Origin of the sequence: Flavobacterium sp. IB48 (assembly GCF_016405855.1) — a bacterium.
Classification (GTDB): domain Bacteria; phylum Bacteroidota; class Bacteroidia; order Flavobacteriales; family Flavobacteriaceae; genus Flavobacterium; species Flavobacterium ginsengisoli.
The window spans coordinates 592,229-610,474 of the sequence record NZ_JAEFCA010000003.1; the positions used below are offsets into that span (position 1 = coordinate 592,229).

The 18,246-nt window shown below is 32.9% G+C and carries 21 protein-coding genes; 10 read left to right on the plus strand and 11 right to left on the minus strand.

Going from position 1 to position 18,246, the window contains the following annotated elements; translation table 11 throughout:
• Window positions 1–345 precede the first annotated feature (345 nt).
• From JC605_RS13260 to JC605_RS13300, 9 genes are all read right to left on the minus strand, one after another.
• Complete coding sequence (locus JC605_RS13260; protein WP_198856652.1) at window positions 346–1,113, minus strand: LytTR family DNA-binding domain-containing protein; 768 nt, start codon at window positions 1,111–1,113, stop codon at window positions 346–348.
• A gap of 39 nt (window positions 1,114–1,152) precedes the next feature.
• On the minus strand, window positions 1,153–1,539 hold the full coding sequence (locus JC605_RS13265; protein ID WP_198856653.1) for a 2TM domain-containing protein: 387 nt from the start codon (window positions 1,537–1,539) through the stop codon (window positions 1,153–1,155).
• Between the two features lie 13 nt (window positions 1,540–1,552).
• Entirely contained in the window at window positions 1,553–1,858 is a 306-nt protein-coding gene (locus JC605_RS13270) for a 2TM domain-containing protein (RefSeq protein ID WP_233074104.1), read from the minus strand.
• A 2-nt stretch (window positions 1,859–1,860) separates the two neighbouring features.
• A complete protein-coding gene (locus tag JC605_RS13275) occupies window positions 1,861–2,190 on the minus strand; it encodes a 2TM domain-containing protein (RefSeq protein WP_198856655.1) in 330 nt (109 codons plus the stop codon).
• Window positions 2,171–2,494 carry a 2TM domain-containing protein gene (locus JC605_RS13280; protein ID WP_198856656.1) on the minus strand — a complete coding sequence of 108 codons (324 nt, stop codon included), beginning with the start codon at window positions 2,492–2,494 and terminating at the stop codon, window positions 2,171–2,173. The genes JC605_RS13275 and JC605_RS13280 overlap by 20 nt, the downstream gene beginning before the upstream one ends.
• Window positions 2,494–3,831, minus strand: a complete 1,338-nt coding sequence (locus JC605_RS13285) for a 2TM domain-containing protein (protein WP_198856712.1) — start codon at window positions 3,829–3,831, stop codon at window positions 2,494–2,496. The genes JC605_RS13280 and JC605_RS13285 overlap by 1 nt, the downstream gene beginning before the upstream one ends.
• Before the next feature lie 18 nt (window positions 3,832–3,849).
• Entirely contained in the window at window positions 3,850–4,470 is a 621-nt protein-coding gene (locus JC605_RS13290) for a hypothetical protein (protein WP_198856657.1), read from the minus strand.
• Between the two features lie 49 nt (window positions 4,471–4,519).
• The gene (locus tag JC605_RS13295; RefSeq protein WP_198856658.1) at window positions 4,520–4,927 is read right to left on the minus strand and encodes a DUF2141 domain-containing protein; all 408 of its coding nucleotides are present in this window, start codon (window positions 4,925–4,927) and stop codon (window positions 4,520–4,522) included.
• A gap of 353 nt (window positions 4,928–5,280) precedes the next feature.
• Complete coding sequence (locus JC605_RS13300; RefSeq protein ID WP_198856659.1) at window positions 5,281–7,446, minus strand: TonB-dependent receptor; 2,166 nt, start codon at window positions 7,444–7,446, stop codon at window positions 5,281–5,283.
• A gap of 142 nt (window positions 7,447–7,588) precedes the next feature.
• Between JC605_RS13300 and JC605_RS13305 the strand changes: the two genes are divergently transcribed.
• The 9 genes from JC605_RS13305 (at window position 7,589) to JC605_RS13345 (ending at window position 14,117) form a co-directional block, all read left to right on the plus strand.
• Window positions 7,589–8,047, plus strand: coding sequence for a DinB family protein (locus JC605_RS13305; RefSeq protein WP_198856660.1), 459 nt, complete (start codon window positions 7,589–7,591; stop codon window positions 8,045–8,047).
• A gap of 12 nt (window positions 8,048–8,059) precedes the next feature.
• Window positions 8,060–8,518 (plus strand): YciI family protein, encoded by a 459-nt coding sequence (locus JC605_RS13310; RefSeq protein ID WP_198856661.1) that lies wholly within the window; start codon window positions 8,060–8,062, stop codon window positions 8,516–8,518.
• A 3-nt stretch (window positions 8,519–8,521) separates the two neighbouring features.
• A complete protein-coding gene (locus tag JC605_RS13315) occupies window positions 8,522–9,097 on the plus strand; it encodes a sugar O-acetyltransferase (RefSeq protein WP_177212461.1) in 576 nt (191 codons plus the stop codon).
• Window positions 9,097–9,486, plus strand: coding sequence for a VOC family protein (locus JC605_RS13320; RefSeq protein ID WP_111363319.1), 390 nt, complete (start codon window positions 9,097–9,099; stop codon window positions 9,484–9,486). Before JC605_RS13315 ends, JC605_RS13320 begins: the two co-directional genes overlap by 1 nt.
• A 340-nt stretch (window positions 9,487–9,826) precedes the next feature.
• Window positions 9,827–11,110 (plus strand): chloride channel protein, encoded by a 1,284-nt coding sequence (locus JC605_RS13325; RefSeq protein ID WP_233074105.1) that lies wholly within the window; start codon window positions 9,827–9,829, stop codon window positions 11,108–11,110.
• Between the two features lie 92 nt (window positions 11,111–11,202).
• Window positions 11,203–11,802: an HPP family protein gene (locus JC605_RS13330; RefSeq protein WP_198856662.1), complete on the plus strand. Its 600-nt coding sequence runs from the start codon at window positions 11,203–11,205 to the stop codon at window positions 11,800–11,802.
• A 211-nt stretch (window positions 11,803–12,013) separates the two neighbouring features.
• The gene (locus JC605_RS13335) at window positions 12,014–12,556 is read left to right on the plus strand and encodes a hypothetical protein (protein WP_198856663.1); all 543 of its coding nucleotides are present in this window, start codon (window positions 12,014–12,016) and stop codon (window positions 12,554–12,556) included.
• A gap of 99 nt (window positions 12,557–12,655) precedes the next feature.
• Entirely contained in the window at window positions 12,656–13,015 is a 360-nt protein-coding gene (locus JC605_RS13340; protein ID WP_198856664.1) for a four helix bundle protein, read from the plus strand.
• A 43-nt stretch (window positions 13,016–13,058) separates the two neighbouring features.
• On the plus strand, window positions 13,059–14,117 hold the full coding sequence (locus JC605_RS13345) for a nucleoid-associated protein (protein ID WP_198856665.1): 1,059 nt from the start codon (window positions 13,059–13,061) through the stop codon (window positions 14,115–14,117).
• Between the two features lie 89 nt (window positions 14,118–14,206).
• Here the strand turns inward: JC605_RS13345 and JC605_RS13350 are convergent, their stop codons facing one another.
• Together JC605_RS13350 and JC605_RS13355 are read right to left on the minus strand one after the other, a co-directional pair.
• On the minus strand, window positions 14,207–14,788 hold the full coding sequence (locus JC605_RS13350; RefSeq protein ID WP_198856666.1) for a TetR/AcrR family transcriptional regulator: 582 nt from the start codon (window positions 14,786–14,788) through the stop codon (window positions 14,207–14,209).
• A gap of 71 nt (window positions 14,789–14,859) precedes the next feature.
• The gene (locus JC605_RS13355; RefSeq protein ID WP_198856667.1) at window positions 14,860–15,612 is read right to left on the minus strand and encodes an SDR family oxidoreductase; all 753 of its coding nucleotides are present in this window, start codon (window positions 15,610–15,612) and stop codon (window positions 14,860–14,862) included.
• Window positions 15,613–15,838: 226 nt separating this feature from the next.
• Between JC605_RS13355 and JC605_RS13360 the strand changes: the two genes are divergently transcribed.
• The gene (locus tag JC605_RS13360; protein ID WP_198856668.1) at window positions 15,839–18,208 is read left to right on the plus strand and encodes a GAF domain-containing protein; all 2,370 of its coding nucleotides are present in this window, start codon (window positions 15,839–15,841) and stop codon (window positions 18,206–18,208) included.
• Window positions 18,209–18,246 lie beyond the last annotated feature (38 nt).

The following is an 18,246-nucleotide window of genomic DNA, read 5'->3' on the forward strand; positions in this document are numbered from 1 at the left end:
TAAACATAAAAAAGAAGCTGTCTCACAAGGACAGCTTTTTTGTTGGAAGGAATATTATTTTTAAAATTTATTTTATGTGCAAAACCCCTGCGGGGTGAAATATTTATAGAATTACATTAAGACAAATAAAAAGAGCTCCGGAGGAGCGACATATATTTAGACTTTACAAAAATATGTCGCTCCTCCGGAGCTTTATGTTGTACACGTTTATCTTTTGCTATAAATATTTCGCTTCTCTGAAGCTTAAAAAAAGCTATCCTTTTGAGATAGCCTTTTTATTATGATATCGATTTTAATCCGAAAAAATTAAAATCTGATGAATTTCTATTTTTATTATTTGGATTTTTATCCCAACCAAGCTTTAAAATCCTGCACTTTTTCTCGGCTTACAATTACCTCATCATCTTTATAAGTTGGCAGAATAACTTTCAATCTCGAATTGGTATATACTTGAATTTCTTTGATTGCTTTTAACGGAACAATAAATTTTCTGCTTACGCGAAAGAAATCCTTTTTATCTAATTCCTGTTCCAGAATTTCTAAAGTCGAATCAATCAAATAATCTCGATTGTCGTAGGTATGAATATAAGTTCCTTTATTTTCGCTGAAAAAACATTCAATTTCTTCTGTAGTAATTACTTTTAAATGTTGTCCTATTTTAACCGTAAATCTCTTTTTATACGTTTTCTCAAAAGGATTTGAGAGCATTTGACGAATTTGCTCGAAATCTAACTGCATATTTGAAGATTCTGCCGTGGCTTTCGGAAGACGCGATTTATATTTTGAAACCGCCGTTTCGAGATCATCTTCGTCAATTGGTTTTAGAAGATAATCTATACTGTTTAATTTAAAAGCTTTTAAAGCGTACTCATCATAAGCTGTAGTAAAAATGATAGCGCTTTTGATATCTATTTTTTCAAAAATCTCAAAAGATAAACCGTCTGAAAGCTGGATATCCAAAAAAATTAGATCTGGATGCGGATTATTTTCAAACCACTGAACCGATTCCTCAACAGAGTGAAGCATTGTTTCTACGGTTACATCTAGCTTTTCAAGTTTTCTTTGCAGCAACCTCGCCGCTGGTTTTTCGTCTTCTATAATTAATGTGATCATTTACTATATTGTAAAAAATTGAAAAATATTAATTCAAATTTACTCCCATTTATTTTTATTTGCGGCATCTTTTTCCATGTATTTTTGGATTTTTCTTTTCTCCCAATCAGATCCAAAAAACCAGTCGGTACCAAAAACCGATAATGCGTGTGCTAATAGACCAATTCCCCAAAAAAACGCAGTTGAATAAGTATGCCATTCTGTTAAACCACTTAAATCCATTACCAGTAGACCAGCAGATTTATCTCGAGTCAAACTTGATACAATGATAATAATATTTACAATGATGAAAATTTTCAAATGCGAGTAAAATCTTTTAAGTCTTTTTACTCTTTTATAAGCAGCATTGTAATTTGGATCGTCTGCATACTCTCCAAAATGCTGTCTTGCGTAATCTTCATACATTTCTCTTCTAAAACGTCCCATAACTATATTTTAATTATTTCCACTTATTTTTATTCTGTTTTTCCTTCTCCATAAACTCTTTGATTTTTCTTTCTTCCCATTCTTTGCCCATTCCTGGAAAAACTTCAAAGACTTTTAATCCGTGAAAAACCACTCCTACTCCCCACCATAATAATGGCCAGAAAAACCATAGATATTGAGGCGATGTATAAAGATTTATAAAAATCAAAATTGCGTTTACAAATATATAAGCAACTAGATTTCCATAAAATCCTTTTAAATTTTCAACTTTTTTTCTTGCCTGAATATATCTTTCTTCTTCGCTTAAATTCGTTTCCATGATTATTCCCATTTTTGCTTTTTATATTTTTTTTCTAAGATACTTCTCAATTTACGCTCTTCCCATTCGTGCCCGAAAATTTTATACGAGGCAAACAAATCAATTGCAGAGCCTACTACAACAGCTGACCAAATAATTACAACAACCCAATTTAAATATCTAATTGGAAAAAATTGCAACGGAAGATCCGTATATTCTTTTAAAAGAAAAAGGATCATCGCAATGCCATAAACAAACAAGTGTTTGTAAAAATATTTTAACTGGATCACTTTTTTGGTTGCCAAGTCTTTCAAGATGGCTTCTTCCCGATCGTTATTCAAATTTGTTTCCATGATTACTTTCTAATCGTTGTTGGTTTTCTTTTTCTAGAATTTCTCTAATTTTTTTCTCTTCCCATTTCTTATTAAAAAAAGGCGGAAGACTAAAAACTTTCAGTCCGTGCAAGATTATTGCCATTCCCCAGCCCATTACAGACCAAATCCACCAAAGGTATCCTGGAGAAGTCATATAATTTACAACAATCACAATTGGATTACATAAAACGTACACGGTCAAATGCTCATAAAATCCTCTTATTTCTTTGACTCTTTTTTGAGCGTCATAATAACGATTTGCTTCTATGAAATCTTTTTCCATTATTTCCACGTTTTTTGCTTGTTATCTTTCTCTAAAATCTCTCGAATCTTTCTTTCTTCCCAATCAGAACTGTATCCAAAAACTTTAAAAGCATGCATGGCAACTCCAAATCCCCAGCCTAAAGCCGAAAACCAAAACCATTGAAATCCTGGTGAAAATTTTAGATTGATAAAAACCAAGAACGGAATCACACAGCAATACGAAATTATATTTCCGTAAAATCCTTTTAGTTCTTCTACACGTTTTTTGGCTCTATAATAAGCTTTTGCTTCGTCGGTATATTCTGCACTCATTTCCATAACTGCAATTTGTTTGGTTAAAATTGGAATCCTAACGGTGAAATTCTTTCCATCTTCTTCAATCTTCACTTTTCTATCCGTTATAATTCCGTATCTGTTTACAATATTCTGCAATCCGACACCTTGCCTGTCTTGCAAAACTTCTTTTTTCTGAAGATCATTCTGAATAGCCAGATAATCTTTATCAATAAAAATTCTAATATGAAGCGGTTTTTGCTCACTCACCACATTGTGCTTTACAGTATTCTCTAGCAAAAGCTGTAAAGAAAGCGGCACCACTTTGGCTTCTGGATTGATGTTTTCTGTTGGCAATTCGTAAAACAAACTATTTTCGAAACGCATTTTCAGAAGATTCATATAGGTTTTTGCAAACGACAACTCGTCTTCAACCGAAACCAATTCTTTGTCTTTCTGTTCTAAAACATATCGATAAATTTTAGATAATGAAGTAGTAAAACGCTGTGCATTATCTGGATTTTCCTCTATTAAAGAACTAAGAACATTTAAGCTGTTAAAAAGAAAATGCGGGTCGATCTGGTTTTTTAAGCTTTCAAATTTGGCATTTGCTGTTCCCGCAATAATCTTTTGTTGTGTTACTTTGTTTTCCTGATAGAGTTTATAAAAATTAAGTCCGTGAAAAAACAGTAGAACAATAAAAGTCATTACTGCAGATTCTATATAATTTTCAGCCTTTTCATTTGCTAAAAAACCAATAATTGTCTTATTCTCGATTATTACACTTGTAAACAAACGCAATACTCCAATTACGATCATCGACACTAAAAAAGAACTTGCAAAACCAATTAAAATTCTCTTTACTGAATATGGATTTTCTCTGAATACTCTATCTAAAAAATCAAAAAGAACGACATTTACGATATATAAAACCACACTGTAAAGCATGCAGTACAAGAAATAAATGTAAAGATTCTTGTTAAAGACTGCTGTTCCTAAAGAAGCAAACCGAATTAGAAAAGAGAACAAAAATACTATTCCTCCAACTAAGCATGCTTTTAACAAATTAGGTTTTAATATCATCATATTTATAATACTGAATTATTTACAAGTTTTTTGAATTTCTAAAGCTCTATCTAATCCCCATTTTGGAGAATAAGGTGTTGCTGGTTTAAAAGTATTAAAAAGTTCAATAGATTTATCAACTTGCGCGCATAAAGGTTTTGTATCTACTCCTGTCCATTTTGCACCACCTAATTGATAATCGGCTTCACCAAAAACCGCTCTCGGATTGGTAGGATCCAGCGCTTTTGCTTTCGCGTAAGCTTCCATTACTTTGCCAGAATATTTCATTCCGTTTGTCATCGGGTCAGCCACAACGTATCCTGTATAAATTAAGGCTTGCATAACATACAATTCTGAATTGGCTTGATCTTTTATCATTTCAAGATCTAAGGCGTCTTGCGCTTTTGTCAATAACAAATCGATTTTTGTTTTGTCTTTTTCTGTAAAAACAGCTGTCGCATTGATCATAGCAATATAATAATTTGGCAAATAGCTATTTTTTTCTGCCGCAGCAATTCTTTCGAATAAAGCCGAAGCTTCAGCATTTTTCCCTTCTTTCCAAAGTCCGAATGCTTTGTTCATTCCTTGTTCAAATTGTGTTTGAGCTGAACTTATTACTGCTACAAATAATGCAATTAAAGTGATGATTTTTTTCATTTTATAAGTTATTAATGGTTTGTTTATATGGATTAGTTATTTGTTTTATTTAGAATACAATTTCAATTTTTGAATCTTTGCTGACATTAAATTTAGCATCTTGATATGATGGAGGTCCCATAAATCCTTTTGCATTGTTTGAAGCTGCATATTCTTCTGATGGAGCTCCCATTGCATTTCTGTCAAGCTTTCCGTTGCTATTTTCATCATGATACGTTGAGATTGCATATTCTCCCGCTGGAAGATCATCAAAAGTTACAACCGCTTTATTGTCTTTAATTTCGGAAGCCAAACTTTTGTAAGTTGTTTTAAGGAAAGTTCCGTCTGAATTATATAATCCTACTTTCACGATTCCTATGTCATTTTTCAAACCTGAAACGGCAACAGTTAATTTTACATTTTGAGCAGACATTAAGCTGCAGATAAATAAAATAGTTATTGTAATAATTTTGGTCATGATTTCTATTTTTTTTAAGTTTCTAAGGTTCTGAGTTACTAAGGTTCTAAGTTTTGTTGTTGATGATTAAAACTCTTTTTTTTAGGTTCAAAGGTTCAGAGTTGCAAAGGCTCAGAGGTTTGTTTTTCTTAATACTAATATTTAAAAAACTTTGAACCTTTGTCACTTTGTTTCTTTGTCCCTTTTAATTTACACTTCAAAAGTATGCTGGTTTTTAGTCTTTTAAAATTAAATGATACTGAGTTGTTGATTTTTGATGATGAATTGTTTTTTTAAGTTGCTAAGGTTCTGAGGGACTAAGCTTCTAAGGTTTTTTCCTCAGAACCTTAGTAACTTAGCATCTTAGAACCTTTTTAAAGATTCTTCAATTGATTCTCATTCTTATTCTGGCTGATCGTCCAAAAGAAACCTACGAAGAAGAATCTGTCTGCTGTTGGAACCACGGCTTGTCTTTGATACACTCCACTTGCATCTGGATTTTTTGCATAATCGTATCCGAAAATATTTTGAGTTCCTAAAACATTAGAAACTGAGAAATAAAGGATCTTTTGTGTCGTTAATAAATATGCCCAGCTAAAGCTTAAACTATTGTACGATTTTGTTTTTCCGTTCATAAACTGCGTCTGGTTTGGGTCGTTGTACGGACGTCCTGAACTAAAACTGTTTGTTAAACTAACCTGAGATTTCCAATCTGTAATAAAATATTTTGCTACAACAGATAAGTTATGATTGGCAATAAAACTTGGAGTCGCCATGTTTGGAAAGTTTTTATACTGTCTTTCTGAATCGATATAAGAATATGAAATCCAATATTCTAAGTTTTTATGCAAATTGCTGTCTCTCCAAAACAAATCCAATCCTTTTGCGTAACCAGATCCATTATTATTGAAAACAGAATTGTACTGAATATCTCTTGTGTCGTATTGCACTAAATTGCTGTAATCTTTATAATAAGCCTCTGCTCTAAGTGTTTGCCCAGGTCTTGTAAACGTATAATTTAAAATATAATGACTTGCTTTTTCACTTTCGAATTGATGATATTTAGAAAATTTAATATAATCTACAACTGGTGTTTGAGAATAATCTCCATAAGCAAACGAGAACTGACTGTTTTTTGAAGCTTTATATCCTAATGAAGCTCTTGGCGCAATATTATTTTCGTTTAATAAACTGTTGTTTGAATATCTTAAACCAACTTTTAAGGCTAGTCTTTTAGAAAATAAAATATCACCTTCAGTATACGCTGCAAAAATGTTTGAATCATAACCATTTGTAACATTAAGCGAAATATTATCGGCTACGTTTTCATCGTATTTTGTAATGAAATAATCACTTCCGAAAGACAATTTAAAAAAGTTTGAAAATTTCTTGCTTAATTTCAGCTTCAGCTGAGCGGCATTTTCTTGGTTTTCGATTCCGGTAATATCATATTTCAGTTTGTTTTTGCTGTAACCGTAGCTCACTCCAGAAGTTATCTGCCAACCTGTTCCGAAACTTCCTTTGTAAGACGAATTCAAATAGAAGTTATTATTGTTCATATCAGTTCGAATCGGATTTTCGAAATTGACATTTTTCTGATTCAAATCAAATTTTTCAGAATCAAAAGAAGCATACAGCTTAAATATTCCGTTTGTGAAGTTATATCTGTAAACCGTCTCACCTCCAAGAGATTGGTACGGGTTGTTCCACTCTACGTTTTGCGGAATAACAGCTTGATAAGGTGCTAAATTCACATACATCATATTTACGCTAAGAGAACTTTTTTTGAATTTCTGAGTATTTCCTAAACTCAAACCAACCGTCATTAATCCGATATCCGTTTTATCATGATCTTCTTCGTCTTTTGTATTTAGAAGCAAAACACTCGATAAAGCTTCGCCATATTCTGCAGAATAACCTCCAGTAGAAAATGCAATTCCATTAAACAAGAAAGGAGAAAACCTGCTTCTTGTAGGCAAATTATTGGTTGTAGCACCATACGGTTGTGCAACACGAATTCCGTCAACAAAAGTTTGGGTTTCGCTTGCTTCACCTCCACGAACAAACAAACGTCCGTCTTCACCAACAGTTTGAGTTCCTGGTAAAGTCTGCAAAGCCGCCACTATATTTCCTGCAGAGCCTGCTGTCGTAACAATATCTAAAGGTTTTAAAACAGAAACTCTAGCTTTGTCTCCAGATTCTAAAGTTCCAGCTGTAATAACAACGGCATCCAAAGTATTAATGTTCTCTTTTAATTTTACTACTTGATCTTTATAATTAGCAACATCAATTTCTTGTTTGTAGGTCTCAAAAAGTAGAAAACTTACCACTAAAAATTTATTTCCAGTTTCTGTAGTTTCAAAAGAAAATTCTCCTGTTTCAGAACTTGTTGCTCCATCGTAAGTTCCGTCAATATAAATATTAGCGCCAGCAACAGGTTTTCCTTTTGGATCTACTACTTTTCCAGAAATAGTATTTTGAGCAAAAATTAAAGCTGTAAAAAATAAAAAGCTTATTGTAAAAAATAATTTGGTTTTCATGTCATCTTTGGTTTTTGATGAAGCAAATGTATTTTAACAATTCATGTTAAAAAATATATAATAACCCAATTGTAGATTTTCGAGGATGAGTTGTAAAATACTAATTTGTATCTTAGTAACGTGTTTCTAAAAACTATTAACTATGTCAGAAAGTAAAAGAGTTTCGAATTTATATCAATCCATTTATAATGGAAATCCATGGCTTGAAGTAACCTTAGCAGATACTTTAAAAGATGTAACTGCAGCTCAGGCTTATAAAAAAATCAATCCTAACTTAAACACGATTTGGGAAATTGTCAATCACCTAATACAATGGAGAAGAAACATATTAAAGCGTGTTCAAGGAGAAATAATTACAACTCCCGATCATAATTATTTTGTGCCAATTTTAGATTCATCTGAGCCCGCTTGGGAACAATCACTGCAAAGTCTGGCAAAATCTCAGGAATTATGGAGTGCTTGCCTGAATGATTTTAATGATGAGGATTTCGAGAAAATAGATTTAAATAATAATCACAATTTTTATGAAGATATTCACGGAATCATTCAACATGACGTTTATCATTTGGGGCAGATTGTTATTTTGAAGAAATTGCTTTAAAAATTCATAATCATGAAAAAGCCACTTTTAATTTTTGTTTTTTTAGTAATGAGTGCAATCGGGTTTTCACAAGAATCCGAAGTTAAATATGATGAAGCTCTAGCCAAATCTCTCCATGCCGACGAATACGGAATGAAGAAATATGTTTTTTGTCTTCTAAAATCCGGAAGTAATACAACAGCTTCTAAAGAAGAAACCAAAAAACTTTTTGAAGGACACATGGAAAATATTGGCAAATTGGCCAAAGAAGGAAAACTCGCTGTTGCAGGACCTTTCATGAAAAATGATCGAAATTATCGTGGCATTTATATTTTTAATGTCGAAACGGTGGAAGAAGCAAAAGCGCTTGTTGCCACTGATCCAGCAATAAAAGCCAATTTACTTGAAGCCGAATTAACGCCTTGGTACTGCACCGCAGCTTTGCAGGAAATTCCGAAAATGCATGAAAAAATTGCCAAGACGAAAATGTAAAATATGAAAACAGAAAAAGAAAAAATGATCTCTGGCGAATATTATAATGCCTTTGATCCCGAATTAGTAAAAGGACGCCGTGCGGCAAAAAACCTTTTACACAGCTTAAATGTAAAAGAATATCGAGTTACCAAAAAAGCAAAAGAGATTCTAAAAGAATTAATTCCAAATGCTGGAGCCGGTCTTTATATTGAACCTCCTTTTCATTGTGATTACGGTTACAATATTTTTGCTGGCGAAAATGTTTATTTTAATGTGAATTGTGTGGTTTTAGACTGTGCGCCAGTAAATATTGGCTCAAATGTATTTATTGCGCCAAATGTTCAGATTTATACTGCATCACATCCGCTTGACGCTGAGTTGAGAAAAACGCTTGAAAACGCATATCCCGTTACAATTGGCGACGATTGCTGGATTGGCGGAAATTCGGTTATCTGCCCAGGAGTAACAATCGGAAAAGGCTGTGTTATTGGAGCCGGATCTGTGGTTACAAAAGATATTCCAGATAATTCGCTTGCTGTTGGAAATCCAGCAAAAGTTATTCGAAAATTAAATCAAGAACCTGAATCTAAAAAATAATGCTTACCCTTAACAAAGTTCATCATATTGCCATTTTATGCTCTGATTACGAAAAATCGAAATATTTCTATACTCAGATTTTAGGTTTAACCATTATTCGTGAAATTTACCGCGAAGAACGCCAATCTTATAAATTGGATTTGGCTTTGAATGGCTCTTATGTTGTGGAGTTATTTTCATTTCCAAATCCGCCGCAAAGACCTTCAAGACCTGAGGCGGTCGGTTTAAGACATTTGGCTTTTGAAGTCATTAATCTAGAAGAAACGATTGCTTTTTTGACTTCAAAAAATATAGAATCCGAACCAATCAGAATTGATGAAACAACTGAAAAACGTTTCACTTTTATTGCTGATCCAGATTTGTTGCCGATTGAGTTTTATGAGAGATAAGCTTTTGCCTCAAAGGCACTAAGACGCAAAGTTTTTTTATTTAAGACAACGATTAAACAGGCAGTTTGTCATTTCGACGAAGGAGAAATCTCCGTGAGAAGCTCTACAAAGATTGGCGATTTTGATTGGGGAGTTACTTGCGGAGATTTCTCCTTCGTCGAAATGACAAAAAATGAGAGAAATCTTTACGTCTTAGCGCCTTTGTGGCACGACCATGAATCGAAAGAATTTTCCTGTTTATATCGATTTTAACACACTAAAATGAATATTTCCTAGAAAAAACCGAATTTGATACTTAATTTTGTAATCCGCAGAAAAAAATGCGATTCTCAAACTTATAATGATGAACAAAACGGCGCAAATCAAAAAAAATCATCAATTAATCAAACTCCGAAAATTAGTTATTGTTTCTATTTTAATTGGCTTTCTTTCTGCCTTTCTCGGAATTTCACTAAAAAAAATAACCGAATATTACGAAGAAATCTTCTTTCACGAAGTCTCGGTTCATCCAATATTTTATATTGTTTTCCCTGTTTTTGGATTATCAGTGATTTATTTTCTTAGACAATATCTTTTTAAGAAAAAAGAAAACAAAGGAATCAAAGAAGTTTTTGAAAGCACTGCATCAAAATCTAAAAATCTGCCTTCTTATAAAATTCCATCTCACTTCATAAACGGATTATTAACCGTTATTTTTGGAGGTTCTACAGGAATTGAAGTTTCTACCGTTGTAGCAACAGCAACTATTGGTTCTGTAGCACACGAAAAAGAAAATGTTTTCCGTCAATACAAAACAGAACTTATCTGCGCGGGAGTTGCGGCGGGAGTTACAGCACTTTTCAGCAGCCCAATTGCAGGAGTTTTATTTGCTTTCGAAGTAATTTCTAGAAAAGTAACTCGAGCATTTATCATTTCAAATGTAATTGCGGTTTCGATAGCATTTGGTTTACTAACGATTTTAAAAGAAGAACCTTTATTTGCAGTTTCCATCACAACATGGAATTTAAAAGCGATTCCGTATTTCATTCTTTTAGGAATTTTAGCGGGAATGAATTCTGTTTATCTGACACGTTGTGTGTTATTCTTCAAATCTCAATTTGGAAAAATCGATACGCATTATTACAAAATCATTTTAGGATCTGCTGTTTTAAGTATTTCATTATTCTTTTTTCCTCAATTATACGGAGAAGGTTATCATGCCATCAAAGGAATTTTTGGCCCTTCATCTCAACTTCCGCTAACCATTACATTGGCTTTAACATTTATCGGAATATTGGTTCTAAAACCAATTGTAACTTCAATTACATTGGCTTCTGGCGGTGACGGAGGTGTTTTTGCGCCAAGTTTATTCATCGGAGCATTTTTAGGATTATTGTTGGCTTCTATCTTAAACAGCTTTTTTCATGTAAATGTAATTCCAGTTAACTTTATGATTATCGGAATGGCTGCGGTTCTAAGCGCCAGTATTCATGCGCCTTTTACAGCTATTTTTCTGGTTTGCGGTTTAACAAACGATTATACTTTGTTTTTGCCAATCATGGTTGTTTGCCTGATTTCAAAATACACGGCAAAAATGATTTATCCGTACACCGTATACAGTTATTCTCCAAGTTTAATTAAATAAAACTGTAATCTACAAGATTTACAAAGCAATAAAAAACAATATACGGCAAAGTATATTTAAAAGCATAACGAGTAAAATATAATACCACAATAATGCCAACTGAAAAAATAAAAAGAAGCTACCGCAAAACACGTTACATTCTTTATAAAGAAACTTTAATCGATTATAAAGAGCATTTTTGGTCCTTTTTAGGTTCGTTTGTCGGAATTGGGATTCTTTCTTATCTCGATGCTTCACAATTTGCAGGAAGTGATGTGCTCTTTTTAATTGGTTCTTTTGGTGCGTCGAGTGTTTTGATTTATGGAATTATACAAAGTCCGTTTTCACAGCCGAGAAATCTAGTGGGCGGACATCTTATTTCGGCTTTTATTGGAGTTACCATCAATAAATTGGTTCCAGACATTGTTTGGATTTCGGCTCCGCTGGCTGTTTCTCTATCTATAATTTTTATGCAGATTACCAAAACACTTCACCCGCCAGGTGGTGCAACGGCATTAATTGCAGTAACGGGCTCTGCTCAAATAAAAGGTTTAGGCTATATGTATGTGATTTCTCCCGTATTAACAGGCGTTTCGATCTTACTTATAACTGCTTTGATTTTTAATAATATGACTTCAAGCAGAACTTACCCAAGTCACAGCACTTATCATAAGCATTATCATAAAATTAGAAAAAGACTGGCGAGAAAATAATTTTCGCTCTTCTCCTGCAAGGTTTTCAAAACCTTGTAGGCATAAACTTCAGCATTAATAAGGCCTACGAGGTTTTGAAAACCTCGCAGGATCACAAAACAATTAAAACACAGAAAAACAAGAGACTAAAATCTTTTCAACAAATCGTAATTCGTGATTCGAATTTCGTTTTTTATATTTTACCTTTGACCTCTCAATAAAAACAAAGATTATGGTTTATAAATTTAGAGTTATTCTAGACGCCGAAGAAGATATTTTTAGAGACATTGCTATTCTTGAGGAAGATACACTTGAGGATTTACACAATGCAATCTTCAATGCTTTTGGCTTTGACGGATCAGAAGTGGCTTCATTTTATACTTGTGATGACACTTGGAATCAGGAAGATGAAATTCCGCTTTTTGATACGGGAGATGTTCCTGGCGAAATAAGAACCATGAACGATTATCCGTTATCTAGTATCTTAGACAAAGAAAACACAAAGATTATCTACGTTTACGATTTCATCAGTATGTGGACATTCTTAGTTGAATTAGCTGCAGTCGAAGATGAAACTGTAGGGGCAACTTACCCTGAAACTTTATTCTCTCACGGTGAAATGCCAGACGAAGCTCACGAAAAAAACTTCGAAGCTGATGACATGCACGATGATATCTACGGAGAATTTGAAGACGACCTAGACGAAGACGATCTTGACATGTTCGAAGGAGACGACAGCTTCGAAGATTATGGATTTGAGGAGAATTGGAATTAGTTTTTTTAAGGTTCTAAGGTTCTGAGACGCTAAGGTTCTAAGGTTTTATTTTTGAAAGTTTTTTCTTATTTTTAATTCTTCGAATTAAAAATATTGAGCATGAGCAATTTTAGAACTTTATTGGTTTGGCAGAAATCTATGACCTTGATTACCAAAATTTATTCCCTAACAAACAAATTTCCCAAAGAAGAAGTCTTCGGATTAACTTCACAAATTAGACGCAGTTCAATTTCTATTCCGAGTAATATTGCAGAAGGATTTGGCAGAGAAAGCGATAAAGAACTTTTACGTTTTTTAAACATTTCTGTAGGATCATTATTCGAAATGCAGACTCAGTTAGAAATTGCTAAAAATATATCTTATTTAAAAGAAGACGATTTTAACAAATTATACGAGGACAGCCGCGAAGTAGAAAGAATGTTAGTTTCTTTTATTAAAAAAATAAAAGAAAGAAACTAAACCTTAGTACCTTAGCTTCTCAGAACCTCAGAACCTTACACACATGATAAATCTTTTCAACACCCACATCGACACGCTGTCAATACACCGCGTAGGAAACAAAAGCCGTAACGAAGCAATTTTTTTATCGGAGCAGCCATTTAATTTAAATGACGAGATTGTTCCTTTGATAAAAGAATTCTTTTTTAAGCCTTTTAGAGAAAAAGAAGAAAACTATTATCAGTTTGCACACGAAGTGGACTTGGATTACAACGACATGTTTAAATATGCAACTGAGATTTTCGCTAATCCGTCAAATGTACATGAGGTTTCTAAAAACATCACAAAACATTTATACGAGCAGTCAAATCACCCGCACATTAAAAACGGAGAGGTTTATGTGACTTATTTAACAAATCTAAGTATCGATAATAATGTTGTTGATGCAATCGGTATTTTTAAAAGCGAATTACAAGCAGATTTTTTACAGTTTGAAGAAAACGGAAGCAACCTTGAAATGATTTTACAGCAAGGAATTAACTTGAGTAAACTAGACAAAGGATGCTTAATCTTCAACTATAAAAAAGAAGAAGGATACAAAATCTTAACTGTAGACAGCAACCGTTATGATGCACGCTACTGGTTAGAGCACTTTTTATCTGTTGATGCCTTTGAAGATGAAAATTTCATCACTAAAAAATATTTAAAGTTCTGTCAAAACTTCGCAAAAGATGTTGTTTTGCCAGCAGAAGACAAGAAAGAGGAAGTAATGTTTATGAACCGATCTGTGAATTATTTCGCTAAAAATGATCAGTTTGAAGAGCAGAATTTCTTGAATGAAGTAATTGACAACCCTGATTTGATCCCTGAATTTAAAAACTATAAAGTTGATAAAGGAGAAAAATACAGCATCGAAGATGTTACCTCATTCCCTATTGCCAACGCAGCAGTTTCTGACGCTAGAAAATCGATTAAAAACGTTATTAATTTGGATACTCACATTCAGATTAAAATGGATTTTATTAATCCTGAAAGTGCAGAAAAGTTTGTTGAGAAAGGCTGGGATGAAGAAAAACAAATGTATTACTACTTAGTTTACTTCAACAAAGAAGAGAAAAACTAAGGGTTTTCATTTTCTATTACTTACTTATTAATACAGAAAACGGCAGTTACATTTGTAATTGCCGTTTTTTTATTGTCTAAATTTTAATGTTACAAAACCGAAAATACGGCTTTTAAAATATCATCATAAACTTGTTTGTTTCTTTCTCCAGCGCGAGCCAAAACTCGAATTCCGGAGTAATTATTAAAGATAAATCGCGCCAAAACTTTTGCATCCAACTGTTTGGAAATATCTCCTGCCTCCTGCCCTTTTTTAACGGCATTTGTAAAAACTTCTTCCATAGTTTGGCTATTGTTTTTTACAATTTTGGCAATTTCTTCATCATGCATTGCTAGTTCTACAGAAGAATTAACCATAAAACAGCCTTTTGTAATTCGGTCTTCTAAACTTTCGAGCACAGCTTGCTTAAAAATAACCTGCAAAGTTTCTTTGACATTCTCAGATTTTTCTAAAAGTTCTTTGACGGCATCTTGTGCCTGCTCCTGATAACGTTTTAAGGACTTTGTAAACAATTGCTGCTTATCTCCAAAAGTATCATACAAACTAGAACGGCTCAAATCTAAATGCGTCACCAAATCTTGAGCAGAAGTTCCGTTGTAACCTTTGTGCCAAAAAATTTCGATTGCTTTATCCAAAGCCTGATCTTCATTAAATTCTTTCGTTCTAGCCATGACATTCAAATTAAATTCATTTACAAAGATACAAAAATACGGAACAATCGTTCCTGAATTGATCAAAAAAATTATAGTACGGTATTTACGATAAGTCCACCATCAACCACAATTTCAGATCCAGTAATAAATGAAGCATCATCTGAAGCTAAGAAACTAACTGTTTTTGCAACTTCAGCAGCTTGTCCAAAACGTTTTAATAAAATTTTCTCTCCCAAAGCAGATCCTAAACCTTCTACTTCTTCTTTTTCTAAACCAACTTTTCCATACAATGGTGTTTCGATTGGACCAGGAGAAACCGCATTTACTCTAATTTTTCTTGAAGCCAATTCAACAGCAAAAACTTTATTTAAAGATAATACAGCTGCTTTACTTGCGGCATAAACACTAGAATTAGGCATTCCGACATGAGCATTTACTGAAGTATTAAAGATAATTGAACCGCCATCCTTTAAAATTGGCAACACTTTTTGAACTGTAAAATACACTCCTTTTACGTTGACATTCATAATACTGTCATAATGATCTTCTGAAGCTGAATCTAGCGGTGCAAAAGCTGCAATTCCAGCATTCAAGAATAAAATATCAACTTTACCAAATTTTGATTTTACTTCTTCAACCAAGTTGTCAATTGATTTTAAATCTGATTGATCGGCTACAATTCCAGTAACATTCAATTCTTTTTCCGCTTTTGCCAAAGCTTCTTTGTTTCTTCCTGTTACAATTACTTTTGCCCCTTTTGCTGCTAAATCTGCTGCGGCTGCGTATCCAATTCCACTGTTTCCACCTGTCACGATTGCTACTTTGTTTTCTAAATTTTTCATTTTATTTATTATTTAAGTTATTGATTATTCAATTATTATGATACAAAGATATAATAACGGAACGATCATTCCGTTATTATTAAAGTTAATTTTATGTTAAAATATTTAACTTAGAATAGAAACGCCCGTCAAATAAGGAATTATCTATAGAATGATAAACGAAAGAAATCGCAAAATGAGGCTGATTCTTAATTTATGCTTAATTTTGCATTAAAAAATAACTCAGATGGATATTCAATTTTTCAAAGAAAGTCCTTTTACCACTATAATTTCATTTCACAAGCTAATTGAATCTTTTGAAGAAATTGCACAGTCAGACGTTGATTACAGATCCAACTATGCTAAAGCAATTTTAGAACAAATTGAATTAATTCCGGAACTAAGGACTGGAATCCAGGATTATTCGGTTATCAAAAACAATGAAGCTTTAATTAAAAACATATTAGCCGATTTATTTCCGACTGCATTGACGCACAATGAAATAAAAGCGGTGACGATTCCATTTCAAAACATCTCCTTTAATTATACAGAGCGTTTCAAAAAAATCCTCAAAAATGCAGGTGACGAATTTTATATGGAAATTCGTGATTTTAGCGAGCATCAATTCTATATCAATAACTGCTGTTTAATTTTAAGCAGTTATTACAAACAGCATATCGATTTCAATCAGCCATTTTTCTATGACATTCCAGATGAAAATGGTATTGAAAAGCATTATCGTATTTTATACAATGCTGATTTTATGGAAATTATTCCGACTGAAAACGCTGTTCCTTTAACTCAGGAAGATATCGATCAACTACTAGATAATTACAACGATATTAATCTATGGAAATCCAAGTTTCCAAAAGGAAGCTGGATTTTAAGAGGTTTCGGAATTGTTTCTCTATTTGATGCCACAACAGAAAGTGCTATTTCAATTTTGAAAAGCAGTTTATTAAAACCTGGCCCAAAAACAGTTGCCACAGATCAGGAAGTTTCTAATATTTTTCAGTCGATTTTTAATCTCCCAAATTTAAAAGTAGGATTTATTATCTATAATCCTGAGGAAGAGAAATTTATGCGACCTGCAAAATACGAGAATCAGATGAAGAGCTTTCTGCTTTCTGCTGATCAGGAAGTAGATTGCAAGAATGCTTTTTTTGGATGTTCTTTCGAAAATTTATTAGACAATAAAGAACCTTTTGTAATATCTAATGTTAGCAAATTCACAGAAGAATCAACAAACAAACGACTTGGCGAACATTTACTTACTCAAGGTATTCAGAGTTGCATCTTTGCTCCTGTAATTAAAAGCGGGCATTTATTGGGCGTTGTTGAACTGGTTTCAGAAAATCCAAGAGATTTAAACAGTGTAAATGCTACAAAATTAGATTTGGTTCTGCCGTATTTAACCGATACTATTGATCGTTATAATACCGATATGCAACATCAGATTGAAGCGATTATTCAGCGAGAATATACTACGATTCACCCAAGCGTATATTGGAAATTCAAAAGAGAATCTCAGAACTATTTTCAAAATATGAATCATACCAAAGATTATATTTTTAAAGAAATTGTCTTTAAAAATGTATATCCGCTGTATGGACAAATTGATATTAAAGGCTCTTCTGAACATCGTAATGAAACGGTAAAAATTGATTTGAAAAGTCAATTGACAGCTCTTATGGAAATCTTTGATAATCAAGAAGAAAACTCAAATTTAGTTCTTCTTGAACAAAGAAAATTTGAATTGGAATCGCTTCGAAGCGAATTGGATTATCCATTAAAAGCAGATACCGAACAGCATATACAACGTTATATCGAAGAAGAAATTCATCCGATACTGAAAAATACCAAAAGTAATGCTAAATCTGAAAAGTTAGAGCAATTATACTTTGATAGTCTAGACGAAAAAACTGGAATGTTTTATCAGGAAAGAAAGAAATTTGACAATGCCATGTCGATCATCAATAAAAGATTGGCAACGGTTTTGGATAGAAAACAAGTTGAAGCACAACAGATTTATCCGCATTATTATGAGCGTTTTAAAACGGATGGCGTTGAACACAATTTGTATATTGGAGCTTCAATTTCTCCAACAAAACCGTTCGATATTATGTATCTGCATAATCTTCGTCTGTGGCAATTACAAACTTTATGCGAAATGGAATTGGAACACCATGAACTTAAAGAATCTCTTCCATACGAATTAGATGTTACTTCTTTAATTCTCGTTTTCAGTTCTGCACTTTCTATCCGTTTCAGAATGGATGAAAAACGTTTTGATGTAGACGGAACTTATAATGCAAGATATGAAGTTGTTAAAAAACGAATTGACAAATCGCATATTAAAGGAACAAACGAAAGAATTACCGAGAAAGAGAAAATTACAATTGTGTATTCTCAAAATAGTGAAGAAGCAGAATATTTAAAATATATTAAATATTTACAACACAAGAAAATTCTTGAACCTTCTATTGAACAATTTGAAGTCGAAGATCTTCAGGGAGTTTCTGGTTTGAGAGCAATTCGTGTCAAAGTAATCAACAATAGTTCAAACCCAGGAATTAAGAAAATAACTTATCAGGATTTATTAGATGAGCTCAACTAAATAGTTGAGCTTATTTTTAGAAAAACTTTGTCAAAGTT

Bases quoted from the DNA above. Each gene is read 5' to 3' on its own strand.
- JC605_RS13260 (WP_198856652.1), bottom strand. From the start codon at position 1,113: ATGATCACATTAATTATAGAAGACGAAAAACCAGCGGCGAGGTTGCTG.
- JC605_RS13265 (WP_198856653.1), bottom strand. From the start codon at position 1,539: ATGGGACGTTTTAGAAGAGAAATGTATGAAGATTACGCAAGACAGCAT.
- JC605_RS13270 (WP_233074104.1), bottom strand. From the start codon at position 1,858: ATGGAAACGAATTTAAGCGAAGAAGAAAGATATATTCAGGCAAGAAAA.
- JC605_RS13275 (WP_198856655.1), bottom strand. From the start codon at position 2,190: ATGGAAACAAATTTGAATAACGATCGGGAAGAAGCCATCTTGAAAGAC.
- JC605_RS13280 (WP_198856656.1), bottom strand. From the start codon at position 2,494: ATGGAAAAAGATTTCATAGAAGCAAATCGTTATTATGACGCTCAAAAA.
- JC605_RS13285 (WP_198856712.1), bottom strand. From the start codon at position 3,831: ATGATATTAAAACCTAATTTGTTAAAAGCATGCTTAGTTGGAGGAATA.
- JC605_RS13290 (WP_198856657.1), bottom strand. From the start codon at position 4,470: ATGAAAAAAATCATCACTTTAATTGCATTATTTGTAGCAGTAATAAGT.
- JC605_RS13295 (WP_198856658.1), bottom strand. From the start codon at position 4,927: ATGACCAAAATTATTACAATAACTATTTTATTTATCTGCAGCTTAATG.
- JC605_RS13300 (WP_198856659.1), bottom strand. From the start codon at position 7,446: ATGAAAACCAAATTATTTTTTACAATAAGCTTTTTATTTTTTACAGCT.
- JC605_RS13305 (WP_198856660.1), top strand. From the start codon at position 7,589: ATGTCAGAAAGTAAAAGAGTTTCGAATTTATATCAATCCATTTATAAT.
- JC605_RS13310 (WP_198856661.1), top strand. From the start codon at position 8,060: ATGAAAAAGCCACTTTTAATTTTTGTTTTTTTAGTAATGAGTGCAATC.
- JC605_RS13315 (WP_177212461.1), top strand. From the start codon at position 8,522: ATGAAAACAGAAAAAGAAAAAATGATCTCTGGCGAATATTATAATGCC.
- JC605_RS13320 (WP_111363319.1), top strand. From the start codon at position 9,097: ATGCTTACCCTTAACAAAGTTCATCATATTGCCATTTTATGCTCTGAT.
- JC605_RS13325 (WP_233074105.1), top strand. From the start codon at position 9,827: ATGATGAACAAAACGGCGCAAATCAAAAAAAATCATCAATTAATCAAA.
- JC605_RS13330 (WP_198856662.1), top strand. From the start codon at position 11,203: ATGCCAACTGAAAAAATAAAAAGAAGCTACCGCAAAACACGTTACATT.
- JC605_RS13335 (WP_198856663.1), top strand. From the start codon at position 12,014: ATGGTTTATAAATTTAGAGTTATTCTAGACGCCGAAGAAGATATTTTT.
- JC605_RS13340 (WP_198856664.1), top strand. From the start codon at position 12,656: ATGAGCAATTTTAGAACTTTATTGGTTTGGCAGAAATCTATGACCTTG.
- JC605_RS13345 (WP_198856665.1), top strand. From the start codon at position 13,059: ATGATAAATCTTTTCAACACCCACATCGACACGCTGTCAATACACCGC.
- JC605_RS13350 (WP_198856666.1), bottom strand. From the start codon at position 14,788: ATGGCTAGAACGAAAGAATTTAATGAAGATCAGGCTTTGGATAAAGCA.
- JC605_RS13355 (WP_198856667.1), bottom strand. From the start codon at position 15,612: ATGAAAAATTTAGAAAACAAAGTAGCAATCGTGACAGGTGGAAACAGT.
- JC605_RS13360 (WP_198856668.1), top strand. From the start codon at position 15,839: ATGGATATTCAATTTTTCAAAGAAAGTCCTTTTACCACTATAATTTCA.